The 11836-nt window shown below is 40.9% G+C and carries 9 protein-coding genes; 3 read left to right on the plus strand and 6 right to left on the minus strand.

What is annotated here, in order from left to right; translation table 11 throughout:
- Positions 1-102 precede the first annotated feature (102 nt).
- Positions 103-1119, plus strand: a complete 1017-nt coding sequence (locus C9E88_RS04495) for a reverse transcriptase family protein (RefSeq protein WP_106984479.1) — start codon at positions 103-105, stop codon at positions 1117-1119.
- Positions 1120-1164: 45 nt separating this feature from the next.
- Here C9E88_RS04495 and C9E88_RS04500 read toward each other — a convergent pair whose 3' ends face one another.
- Positions 1165-4059, minus strand: a complete 2895-nt coding sequence (locus C9E88_RS04500; protein ID WP_106984480.1) for a valine--tRNA ligase — start codon at positions 4057-4059, stop codon at positions 1165-1167.
- Between the two features lie 178 nt (positions 4060-4237).
- Between C9E88_RS04500 and C9E88_RS04505 the strand changes: the two genes are divergently transcribed.
- Together C9E88_RS04505 and C9E88_RS04510 are read left to right on the plus strand one after the other, a co-directional pair.
- Entirely contained in the window at positions 4238-4903 is a 666-nt protein-coding gene (locus C9E88_RS04505; protein WP_106984481.1) for a hypothetical protein, read from the plus strand.
- 41 nt (positions 4904-4944) lie between these two features.
- Positions 4945-5751: an SDR family oxidoreductase gene (locus C9E88_RS04510; RefSeq protein ID WP_106984482.1), complete on the plus strand. Its 807-nt coding sequence runs from the start codon at positions 4945-4947 to the stop codon at positions 5749-5751.
- A 91-nt stretch (positions 5752-5842) separates the two neighbouring features.
- Here the strand turns inward: C9E88_RS04510 and C9E88_RS04515 are convergent, their stop codons facing one another.
- The 5 genes from C9E88_RS04515 to C9E88_RS04535 all read right to left on the minus strand — a co-directional run bounded on the left by C9E88_RS04515 (position 5843) and on the right by C9E88_RS04535 (position 11831).
- Positions 5843-6268 (minus strand): type II secretion system pilot lipoprotein GspS-beta, encoded by a 426-nt coding sequence (locus C9E88_RS04515; RefSeq protein WP_106984483.1) that lies wholly within the window; start codon positions 6266-6268, stop codon positions 5843-5845.
- 32 nt (positions 6269-6300) lie between these two features.
- Positions 6301-6735: a YbjQ family protein gene (locus C9E88_RS04520; RefSeq protein WP_106984484.1), complete on the minus strand. Its 435-nt coding sequence runs from the start codon at positions 6733-6735 to the stop codon at positions 6301-6303.
- A 4-nt stretch (positions 6736-6739) separates the two neighbouring features.
- Complete coding sequence (locus tag C9E88_RS04525) at positions 6740-7096, minus strand: YbjQ family protein (protein ID WP_106984485.1); 357 nt, start codon at positions 7094-7096, stop codon at positions 6740-6742.
- Positions 7097-7203: 107 nt separating this feature from the next.
- Positions 7204-8652 carry a multidrug efflux RND transporter AdeIJK outer membrane channel subunit AdeK gene (gene adeK, locus C9E88_RS04530; protein ID WP_106984486.1) on the minus strand — a complete coding sequence of 483 codons (1449 nt, stop codon included), beginning with the start codon at positions 8650-8652 and terminating at the stop codon, positions 7204-7206.
- A complete protein-coding gene (locus C9E88_RS04535) occupies positions 8652-11831 on the minus strand; it encodes an efflux RND transporter permease subunit (protein WP_106984487.1) in 3180 nt (1059 codons plus the stop codon). Before C9E88_RS04535 ends, adeK begins: the two co-directional genes overlap by 1 nt.
- Positions 11832-11836 lie beyond the last annotated feature (5 nt).

The raw sequence follows: 11836 nt of genomic DNA on the forward strand, positions 1-11836 counted from the left end.
AGCATTTGCTGATTCGAAGTAAGAAACAAATTTATTTGGATGTTTCCCAATAAATTTGTTTCTTACAAAGCAAGTAATTTGAGTAATCCTTACAGGTTTTTTATGTCTAATAAAGCAAAAGAATGGGTAGCCTATTTTAATGATGTAGGTTTACAAGAAGCATATATAAATGAATATGGCTTGGTTGTCGAAAAGCTATTAAAAAATAAAGTCCCTGTAATTTTTGAGATAGAGCATTTATCAAAATTAGTTGGTATAAATGTAAAAACATTATACTCAATGATTTTTTCTCCCGAAAAATTTTATCGTGAATTTGAAATACCTAAGAAAAAAGGTGGCACCAGAAAAATTAATGCTCCATTTAAGTCCTTAAAAAAGGTTCAACAATGGATATATATAAACATTTTAAAAGTAAAAAATAAAAATGCATATGCACATGGGTTTCTCGATGGAAAATCTATTATTACCAATGCTAGAGAGCACATTAATTCCAGTGTTTTTTTACATTTAGATATTAAAGATTTTTTTTCATCAATTCCAATTGGTTGGATAGTTAATTTTTTTTATAGTTTAGGGTATTCAAAAAAAATTTCTTTTTACTTATCCAGGCTTTGTTGTTTTAAAGATTGTTTAGTGCAAGGTTCATCTTGTAGTCCGGCTCTATCTAATATTTTATTAGTTAATTTAGATAGGAAATTAAATAAATATGCTCTAAAAAATAATTTAAAATATAGCCGCTATGCTGATGATCTTGTATTTTCAGGTAATTATATTTCATTAAGTTTTAGGAATTTTTGTAGTTTTCTCATTAAGAATTATGGTTTTAAAATAAATACAAAGAAAACTAGACTTAAGGTAAATGCATCCCAAAATATCATTACAGGAATTCAAATTAAAGGTAATATCCTCTCCGTACCTAAACAATATAAAAGAAAATTGAAGCAAGAGATTTACTATATAGAAAAATATGGTTTTATTTCTCATGTAAATAAGAAAAAAATTAAAAACCCTGATTATTTAGCTTCTCTTATAGGGCGTGTAAATTTTGTTTTAAATGTTGAGCCAAATAACTTAGAGTTTACTGAATATAAAAAAATACTAAGTAATCTTATTCAATAAAAAATCCCCTCATTAGAGGGGATTTTTTTGAATCAAACTACAGCATTAAAGCGCTGCAATTTGCTCCATATTTGCTTTAATCTTCGCTAACTGATCAGCAAATTCAGCAAGTTTCACTTTCTCGCCTTCAACCACAGCAGCAGGTGCTTTCGCTACAAAACCTTCATTGCCTAACTTAGTCGCAATTTGGTCATGCTGTTTTTGAACCTTGTCTAAGTCTTTTTGCAAACGACCCAATTCCGCTTTAGGGTCAATTAAACCCTTCATTGGAACGAATACAGATACATGACCCACTACAGATGAAGAAGACAATGGCGGTTGTTCACCATCAGCAAGGAAAGTAATGCTTTCAACTTTCGCCAACGCAGTGAATAACGCTTCGATACGCGTGATCTGTGCTTTTTCAGCATCCGTCGTGTTTTGCAGAAGAACAGGCAACAAGCGAGCATTACCTAAGCCCATCTCACCACGGATGTTACGTACCGCACCAATCAAACCTTGCAGCCATTGCATATCCGCTTCAGCTTGTTCGTTAATCAATGCTTGCTCAGCAACAGGGTACTGTGCAAGCATAATCGTTTCGCCAGAAATGTTCAGTTTCGGCGCAAGCGTTTGCCAAATTTCTTCTGTTAGGTAAGGCATCAACGGATGAGCCAAACGTAAAGACGCTTCCATCACAGCAAGTAGAACACGACGTACTTCAGCTTTACGCTCAACCGATACGTTTTCATCATTTAGAACAGGCTTAGTCAGCTCTACATACCAGTCACAGTATTCATTCCAAATGAACTCGTAAATCGCTTGCGCAGCCAAGTCTAAACGGTACGTTGCAAATGCAGTTTGCACCGCTTGTTCCGCTTTTTGTAAACGGCTAACAATCCACTGTTCAGGCAATTCCCAAAGGTCTTGACGAACTTCTTGACCAATCACTTGCTCTTCACAGTTCATCATCACGAAACGCGTAGCGTTCCAGATTTTGTTGGCAAAGTTACGGTAGCCTTCAACACGCTTCATATCGAACTTAATGTCACGGCCTGTGTTCGCAAGCGCACAGAAAGTGAAACGAACCGCATCTGTACCGTAAGATTGAATGCCTTCAGGGAATTCTTTACGTGTTGATTTTTCAATCTTCGCTGCTTGTTTCGGGTTCATCAAACCAGTCGTACGTTTTTGTACTAAAGTTTCAAGATCAACACCGTCAATCAAATCTAATGGGTCAAGCACGTTGCCCTTAGATTTAGACATTTTCTGACCTTCGCCATCACGAACTAAACCATGTACATACACAGTTTTGAACGGAACTTGCGGTGTGCCATCTTCATTTTTCATGAAGTGCATGGTCATCATGATCATGCGGGCAACCCAGAAGAAGATGATGTCAAAACCAGTCACAAGCACATCAGTCGGGTGGAAAGTATTTAAGAAATAGTTTTCTTTATCTTTCGCCGCATCGCCAGTCCAACCTAAAGTTGAGAATGTCCAAAGACCAGAAGAGAACCATGTATCAAGCACGTCTTCGTCTTGTTTCAATTCAACTTCAGGTGCAATGCCGTTTTTCGCACGAACTTCAGCTTCATCACGACCTACAAATACGTTACCTTCAGCATCGTACCAAGCAGGGATACGGTGACCCCACCACAATTGACGCGAAATACACCAATCTTGGATGTTGTTCATCCACGCCATGTACATGTTGCTGTATTGCTCAGGAACGAATTTAATCTCGCCATCTTTCACTGCTTTAATTGCAGGCTCAGCAAGCGGCGCAATTTTTACGTACCATTGGTCAGTCAGTAGTGGTTCAACGATCACGCCTGAACGGTCACCGCGAGGTGGCTTCAATGTGTACGGTTGAATTTGGTCTAACCAGCCTTCAGCTTCTGCTTGAGCAACCAATTGTTTACGTGCAGCAAAACGTTCTAAACCAATGTAGTCCGCAGGTGCAGGAATGGTTTTAGAAATTTGCTCGCCCGCTTTCGCGATGTATTCAAACTCAGCAAGAACTTCCGCATTTTTGTTGAAGATGTTGATGATTGGAAGTTCACAGCGTTTGCCCACTTCATAGTCATTGAAGTCGTGCGCAGGGGTGATTTTCACACAGCCTGTACCAAATTCTTTGTCTACATATTCGTCTTTAACGATAGGAACAGCACGGCCTGTAATTGGCAAGATAATGTTTTTGCCAACAAGTGCTGCATAGCGTTCATCATCCAGTGCAACTGCAACGGCTGTATCGCCAAGCAATGTTTCAGGACGAGTCGTCGCAACAACGATGTGATCTTTACCGTCGTGGGTACGAAGTGACTTATCTTCAAAGAAATATTTGAAGTGCCATAATGAACCTGCTTCTTCTTTATCAGACTCTACTTCTAAGTCAGAAAGGGCAGTTTGTAGTTTAGGGTCCCAGTTTACAAGGCGTTTACCGCGGTAAATTAAGCCTTCTTCATGTAGCTTAACAAATACTTCTTTCACCGCATTTGATAAACCTTCGTCCATCGTGAAGCGTTCACGAGACCAGTCTACAGAAGAACCTAAGCGACGAATTTGACGGGTAATGTTACCGCCAGATTGTTCTTTCCATTCCCACACTTTTTCAATGAACTTTTCACGGCCAAGGTCATGACGGCTAATACCTTCAGCACCCAACTGACGTTCAACAACCATTTGCGTTGCAATACCCGCATGGTCCGTACCTGGTTGCCAAAGCGTATTTTTGCCAGACATACGGTTATAACGAGTCAGAGCATCCATGATGGCATTGTTAAAACCATGACCCATGTGCAAGCTACCAGTGACGTTTGGCGGTGGAATCATGATACAGAATGATTCACCTTTTTCAGACGGTTTGAAGTAACCGCGCTCTTCCCAAGTTTGGTACCATTTTTTTTCGATCTCGGTTGGATCGTAGGTCGTAGCAATATTTTGCGCTGAATCAGTCATAGTCTAAACAGATCAAAAGTGGATAAAAAATTAGACCTATTGTAGCAAAAAAAATGGAGATTTAGGGATGTTGCAAGAATGTAAACTTTCGCCAATTGGCAGTACCAATCCTTAGCATTATGATAGGCTTAAGAAAAGAACACGTAGACCGTTAAACACTATAACAAGGAGGCCTGCAATGAGTTATACAATTTTCCTTAAAATTCAGCCAGAAACACACCAACGTTTTATGGGCATACATCAAAAAATCAACGAAAATAATACCGATAGCATGGCAAAGCCCTTGGGGGATACTCTGGCGGATATAGCCTGCGATATTATCGATCAAGTCTTTGGAAGTATGGCAAAAATGTCCAGCTCAAGTGATCATGAGTCAGAAAAAATCATTAAGCAGGTGACTGAAATGACCCGCAAATATATGCCGTGGTCGGTGTCATTTTTTGGCAATGATCGTCTCAAACCCATGGTCAATTATCTGCATGAGCTGACTGTCGATCAAAATGGCAACACCTTTGTAACTTATCCAGTCGACAATGCCTTGATTACAGAATTACTGGGCTGTGTTGAACAGATTAAACTGGGTAATAACCAATATGTACCGACTGCACTGAAGGCATTTACCGAAGTGGTCGATCAAGGGGTTACACATTTGGTGCGTGAGCCTAAAAAAATGTTGAAATTCAATATAGTAGTGGATAAAACCTTAAATGGGGTGATTAATCTAACTACTCAGCTGGGCTACAAGCGCTTTGATAAATTGGGTTCAATTTATAATGCCCAAGCAATAAGCCCATATTTTGATCATTTTATTGGCTTTATTCAGCAAGAAGCAGTAAAAAGTTAAATATCGAGTTTGATTTGCAGTTCGCATAACAGGGGAAGAACATGGCGCAACTGAAAAGTTTGCAAGACAAAGTTGTTTGGATTACAGGTGCTTCATCTGGTTTAGGCAAGGCGCTGGCACAGGAATGTGCATTGCAAGGTGCACACGTTGTGCTAACTGCACGTCGTTTTGAGGAGTTGGAAAATGTACGTGTTGGCTTACTAAAACCTGAACAGCATTTATCTATAGCAGCGGATATTACTGATGAAAATCAAGTCCGCCATGCCTATGAACAGGTCTTACAGTGCAAAGGTCGTATCGATTGGCTGATTAATAATGCAGGCTTAAGCCAGCGCGCGCTCATTACAGAAACCACCATGCAGACTGAACGCGCCATTATGGAGCTGGATTACTTTTCACAAGTATTTTTGACCAAAACAGCATTACCATCTTTCTTGCAACAAAAATCAGGCCGCATTGTGTTTGTTTCTAGCGTGGCTGGTCTATTGGGTACGCAGTATCGCGCTTCATATTCGGCAGCTAAAGCAGCCATTCACTTATGGGCCAACAGTTTACGTGCAGAAGTTGCTGAGCAAGGGGTCGATGTATCTGTCATTTTCCCAGGCTTTGTCAAAACCAATGTCTCTATTAATGCTTTAAATGGAGAGGGCAAGGCGCAAGGCTATGATAATGAAGCCACGGCCAATGGTTTAGAAGCAGATGAGTTTGCAAAAATTACAGTAAATGCATTGCTCAAAGGGGAAGAATACATTGTGGTTGGTGGTCGTAAAGAAGTTTTGGGCACATGGGTATCACGCCTGTCGCCAAGTACGCTATATAAAATGATCCGTAAAATGAAAGTGAAGTGATTTTTTGATCTCACATTCATTAAATTAAATATAAAGTGAAATGACGCTTATTTAAATTTAAGCGTCATGAGATATGCCACTACATTGGGCATCAAATTCTGCACAACTTTTTATCAATTGGAATAGTTTGTAGAATTTGGTTGTTGGTATCCTTATAAATAAAATCGTAGTGAATGTTATGTTCAAATGTATGAGCAACTGATGCGCATAAATTTTCCTTGTGTCTTTGAGTTGAATAATTCATTAAAGGACTATTCTGAATCTGTGCAGCATTCAGTTCGTATGTGTAGGCAACACTTAATTCACGTCGATCAATAGCAATTAACGTACTATATTTATCTATTCTTAGTGGTAATTTACGACGTAAATGATTTAATTCTTCATCAAGTGCTATTGTGATCTGCTCTTGAACTTTATCTGCATTGCTTCCAAAAAAATAAGGTGAAATCACATAGTGACTAAATATATACCCACCAATTCCACCTAAAATATAACCAATAACTTTTTTCTTATTCATGATTTAAGCCGAATATTTTTTCTAACGATTTATTATTTTTGAATGGCTGTTCCATAAGCAAATACTTCTACCATACCACCTTCCATGCCCATTTCAGTGGTGCTGAGGCGTAACCCTAATATTTCAGATGCGCCGATTTTTTCTGCTTCAAGCTTTAAGCGAACTACGGCTTCGCGGCGCGCACGTTCTACGACTGTTTCGTAGCTGCTCAGGTTGCCGCCAAAAAAATTCTGAATATTGGCAATCACATATTTAAAATAATCATGAGAAATGACCACATTGCTGCTGATCATTTGTCCCGGCTGTTCGCTGGTTTTAAAACGACTACTGTCTAAGCGGATATAGGCAAGACGTTTTTCCTGTACCTCAAGCTCAGCCAAGTGTTTACTTTCGGCACGACGGCCAAAACCCCAACCGATAGCAAATAAAATAACAAAAATGACAACTTTAAAAAGAAAAGCATCCATAGCCTTAGCCTTGTGTTGGGAATGGATCAGGCAGTTTTGGCTGATTGGCTTCTACGCGCACAGCAGTCCCATAAACAAACAATTCAGATGCACCTTGCGCAATATTTGAAGTCGAAAAGCGAATACCCACGATTGCATTGGCACCCAAAGCTTGCGCCTTTGCCACCATACGGTCCATGGCTTCTTGGCGTGATTCTTCTAATAGTTCGGTATAGGCTGTAAGTTCGCCACCAACAATATTTTTAAGTCCTGCTAATAGGTCACGTCCCACGTGTTTACTACGTACAGTGCTCCCATAAACCACATCAAGTTGTTGGGTAATGGTATGGCCAGGTACAGATTCAAGATTACTCAGTAGCATTTTTAGTGATCAATATCAAAAAAAGAATACAGTGAAGATAGAAAAGTTATAGCTAAAAAGCAATAAAAAAGCCCACCGAAGTGAGCTCTTTATTAAGTGTCGCGCAATTATTTGGTAGTTGCTGCTTTACGTTCTGCACTTGATGGCTGTTGTTGTACAGCATCGCTAGTGTTAGCCTTAATACCACCACCGAGTGTTTTGTATAACTCAACTTGGTTGTTTAAATTTGCTTGCTCAAGGAGCAACAAGCCTTGTTCAGAAGCATAAGACGTACGCTGTGCATCTAATACAGTTAAGTAGCTATCAATACCAGCACGGAAGCGGGCATTCGATAGTTTGTAAGTCGTATTGGTTGCATCAACTAAGCGTTTTTGTGCAGATAGACGGTCGCCAATGTTTTGACGTACAGCTAGTGCATCATTCACTTCACGGAATGCTGACTGTATTGATTTTTCATAATCAGACAAAGCAATTTGCTGGTCTGTTTCTGAAATTTTAATGTTGGCTTGACGTGTACCCCAATCGAAGATTGGTAAGTTTATGCTTGGACCTACACCCCAAACAAAGCTACCTGACTTAAATAAATCACCTAAGTCTGTAGACGCATAACCCGCAGAGCCTGTGAGGCTAATCGTTGGGAATAAACGTGCTTTGGCTGCGCCAATATTTGCACCTGCAGCTGATAATTTATATTCAGCAGCGCGAATGTCAGGACGGTTGTTCAGGAGTTCGCTTGGTAGACCAGAGCCAATAGTATTGTTTGACGTAATACGTGTTACACGTTGTTTCGCTAACAAACTCTCAGGCACTTGCTCACCCACCAAGAGGTTGAGTAAGTTTTGTGCTTGAGCAACTTGGGTCTTGTAGTTCGCAACATCATTACGTGCAGTTTCTACAGAAATTTGTGCCTGACGAACAGGAACTTCACTGTCAATACCTACATCAAAGCGTTTTTTGTTGAGGTTATAAGACTCAAGCTGTGCTTTTAAAGTTTGATCAGCAAGCTTTAGATTCGCATTGGCAAATGAGTAGTTTAACCATGCTTGTGCAACTTGGCCGATGAGTGCAATTTGAGTCGCATCACGTGCGCTGGCAGTGGCAAGATAACTGTCTAAAGCATTGTCTTTTAAGCTACGTACACGACCCCAAAAATCAAGCTCATAAGCAGTCACACCAAGGCCGACGTTATAACGTGTTTGGGCACCCGCACCTTGGTCTTGGCGTAGCACATCACCACTTGCACCAATGGTTGGAAGTTGGTTATTTGCCGTAATTTGATACTGTTGTTGTGCACGTTGAATGTTGAGTGCAGCAGTACGTAAATCACGGTTGTTTGCTAAAGCCAAATTAAGAACTTGAACCAAACGCTGGTCAGCGAAAAAGTCTTTGTAACCTTGCGCAGCCACAGACGTGCCAGAAGCACTTGCTGTATAGCTTTGTGGGATATTTGCCTGTGCGACCGGTTCTGGACCGCGCATGCTTTGGCAGGCAGCCAAAGCAAGCGCAAGTGAAGAAACCGCAATGCTACGACCTGTAATAGACCATATATTTTGCATCACGATGTGTGCTCCTGATTGTTTTGTTGTTTTGGTTTGTATTTAAAGATACTTCGAATCCATACGTAGAACACAGGAATGAAGAAGATACCTAACAGCGTCGAGCTGATTACACCACCCAAGACACCATAACCTACAGAATGCTGACTACCTGCACCCGCGCCAGAAGCTAAGGCAAGCGGTAATACACCAAAACCGAAAGCTAAAGTTGTCATAATGATTGGACGTAAACGCATTTTTGCTGCATGCATTGTTGCATCAAATAGCTCTTCGCCTTTTTCCTGAAGTTCTTTGGCAAATTCTACAATCAAAATCGCGTTTTTGGCAGCCAAACCAATGACTGCTACGATCGCGACTTGGAAGTAAATGTTATTTGACAGGTTCGGATCTTTAAACAACACCATACCTAAGAATGTTAATGCAACAGCACCCATTACACCCAAAGGTACGACCAATAATACAGAGAATGGAATAGACCAGCTTTCATACAACGCTGCTAAGCACAGGAATACGATAAGCAATGAAAGTGCGTATAAGAATGGAGCTTGTGCGCCAGACTCACGTTCTTCAAGAGATAACCCAGTCCATTCGTAATCGAAACCTTGTAAGCCCATAGAAGGCAATTTCGCAATGATTTCTTCCATAGCAGCCATCGCATCACCCGAGCTCACACCTGGTGCTGGCGTACCCTGAATGTTCATGGATGAAATACCATTATAACGCTCAAGACGTGGTGAACCATAAGTCCATTCGCCAGTAGCAAATGTTGAGAATGGAATCATTACACCTTGTTTATTACGTACATACCACTTATTCAAGTCTTCAGGCATCATGCGTGAGTCTGATTCACCTTGAACATATACCTTTTTCACACGGCCACGGTCAATGAAGTCATTGATATACGAACCGCCCCAAGCCATACCCATCGTGGTGTTGATTTCAGAAATACTGACACCCATTGCACCTGCTTGCGCTTGGTCAACAATGATTTTGTACTGAGGTGTATCTTCTTGGCCGTTTGGACGCACACCCATTAAGCGTTTGTCTTGAGCAGCCATGCCTAAGATTGCATTACGTGCATTTAGAAGCTGTTGATGACCAGCACCACCAGAATCTTTCAACTGTAAGTTAAAGCCTGCGCTCACACCCAATTCAGGCATTGCTGGTAGTTGTAATGGCATGATGTAAGACGCATCTTTAACAATCATGTTTAATGCCATACCACGGCCAATAATTGCACCTACTTGAGACTCAGGTGAAGTACGTTCAGACCAATCTTTTAACTTAATAAATGCCAAACCGGCATTTTGCCCCACACCTGTAAACGAGAAACCAGATACGCTGAATACAGATTCAACATAATCTTTTTCTTTATGCAGGAAGTAGTCTGTCATGGTGTTAATGGTTTTGTCAGTACGTTCTAAGGTTGCGTTAGGTGGTAACTGAACCAAAGTCATGACTACACCTTGGTCTTCATCTGGTAGGAATGAAGAAGGCAGTTTGGTAAACAAGAAGCCTAAAATGACGATTACAACACCGTATAACAAGCCAGAGAAGAGCTTGGCATGGGTCATGCGGTTAACGCCGTTTTGGTATTTACCTGCAACTTTATCGAAGCTTGTGTTAAACCAACGGAAGAATCGGGCAGGTAAGCTGTTACTCGGCGCTTTGTTTGGATCATGTTGTTTCAACAAGGTCGCACAAAGGGCCGGGGTAAAGGTAAGAGCCACAACTAATGACAAAATCATTGCCGTTACAAGCGTAATAGAGAATTGACGGTAAATAACACCTGTTGTACCACTCATAAATGCCATAGGTACGAATACCGCAGACAATACAGAGGTAATACCAATTAATGCACCCGAAATTTGCTTCATTGAAATTTCAGTCGCATGTACTGGGTCTAGGTGTTCTTCCACCATAATACGTTCAACGTTTTCGACCACAACAATCGCGTCATCCACTAAAAGACCAATGGCAAGTACCATCGCAAACATAGTGAGAGTGTTGATTGAGAAACCAAATACATTAATTACAGCAAAAGTACCAAGTACAACAACTGGTACAGCCATGGTTGGAATGATCGTTGCGCGCCAGTTCTGTAAGAACAAGAACATCACAAGGAATACCAAGATCACCGCTTCAATCAGTGTATGTACAACACTTTCAATTGAAAGTTGAATAAATGGTGTTGTATCAAAGGCCAATTGGTCTTTCATACCTGTTGGATAGTTCTTGCGCAGTTCAACCAAACGCGCTTCTACTGCTTTTGCAGTATCTAGGGCATTTGCGCCTGTAGCCAGTTTAATGGCTACACCACCAGCGGGCTTACCATTGAACTTAGAGTCGAATTGATAGCTATCGGCACCAAGTTCTACGCGCGCAACATCGCCTAAGCGAACTTGAGCACCATTAGATGTATTTTTTAAGAAGATATTTTTAAATTCATCAGCCGTTTGCAATAAGCTTTGTGCATTGACTGTCGCATTTAGCACTTGGCCTTGTACCGCAGGTGCACCACCTAACTGACCCACTGCAACTTGTGCGTTTTGGGTTTTGAGCGCACTTGCAATATCGCTAGGAGTGACTTGTAAGTTGGCCATTTTGGATGGATCCATCCAAATACGCATAGCGTATGAGCCACCAAATACTTGTACTTCACCTACACCTGCCACACGGCTTAGAGGTTCAGAAATATTTGAGTTTACATAGTCTTTAATGTCATCTGCTGACAAGTTGCCATCTGGTGAGTAAAACGCTAAAACTTGTAAGAAGCTTGCGCCAGACTTGGTTACTTTTACACCTTGACGTTGTACGTCTTCAGGTAAAAGTGCAGTAGCAGATTGAAGTTTATTTTGTACTTGAACTTGGGCGATATCTGGATCAACGCCTTGTTCGAAGTTTAACGCAATCGATGCTTGACCATTACCTGCGCTGTTTGAAGAAATGTAGCGCAAGCCATCAAGGCCATTCATTTGCTGTTCGATAATCTGTGTAACTGTGTTTTCAACAGTGGCAGCAGATGCACCAGGATAAGTCGCAGAAATCGTGACCGTTGGTGGAGCAATGGTTGGGTACTGTGCAATCGGCATTTTTGTCAGCGTGATAATACCCGCCAACATAATGACTAATGCAATCACCCACGCAAAAATGGGGCGATGAATAAAGAATTGTGCCATTCAGT

Origin of the sequence: Acinetobacter cumulans (genome assembly GCF_003024525.3) — a bacterium.
Lineage (GTDB): Bacteria > Pseudomonadota > Gammaproteobacteria > Pseudomonadales > Moraxellaceae > Acinetobacter > Acinetobacter cumulans.

Coding starts and splice junctions, on each gene's coding strand:
- C9E88_RS04495 (WP_106984479.1), top strand. CDS start 103: ATGTCTAATAAAGCAAAAGAATGGGTAGCCTATTTTAATGATGTAGGT.
- C9E88_RS04500 (WP_106984480.1), bottom strand. CDS start 4,059: ATGACTGATTCAGCGCAAAATATTGCTACGACCTACGATCCAACCGAG.
- C9E88_RS04505 (WP_106984481.1), top strand. CDS start 4,238: ATGAGTTATACAATTTTCCTTAAAATTCAGCCAGAAACACACCAACGT.
- C9E88_RS04510 (WP_106984482.1), top strand. CDS start 4,945: ATGGCGCAACTGAAAAGTTTGCAAGACAAAGTTGTTTGGATTACAGGT.
- C9E88_RS04515 (WP_106984483.1), bottom strand. CDS start 6,268: ATGAATAAGAAAAAAGTTATTGGTTATATTTTAGGTGGAATTGGTGGG.
- C9E88_RS04520 (WP_106984484.1), bottom strand. CDS start 6,735: ATGGATGCTTTTCTTTTTAAAGTTGTCATTTTTGTTATTTTATTTGCT.
- C9E88_RS04525 (WP_106984485.1), bottom strand. CDS start 7,096: ATGCTACTGAGTAATCTTGAATCTGTACCTGGCCATACCATTACCCAA.
- adeK (WP_106984486.1), bottom strand. CDS start 8,652: ATGCAAAATATATGGTCTATTACAGGTCGTAGCATTGCGGTTTCTTCA.
- C9E88_RS04535 (WP_106984487.1), bottom strand. CDS start 11,831: ATGGCACAATTCTTTATTCATCGCCCCATTTTTGCGTGGGTGATTGCA.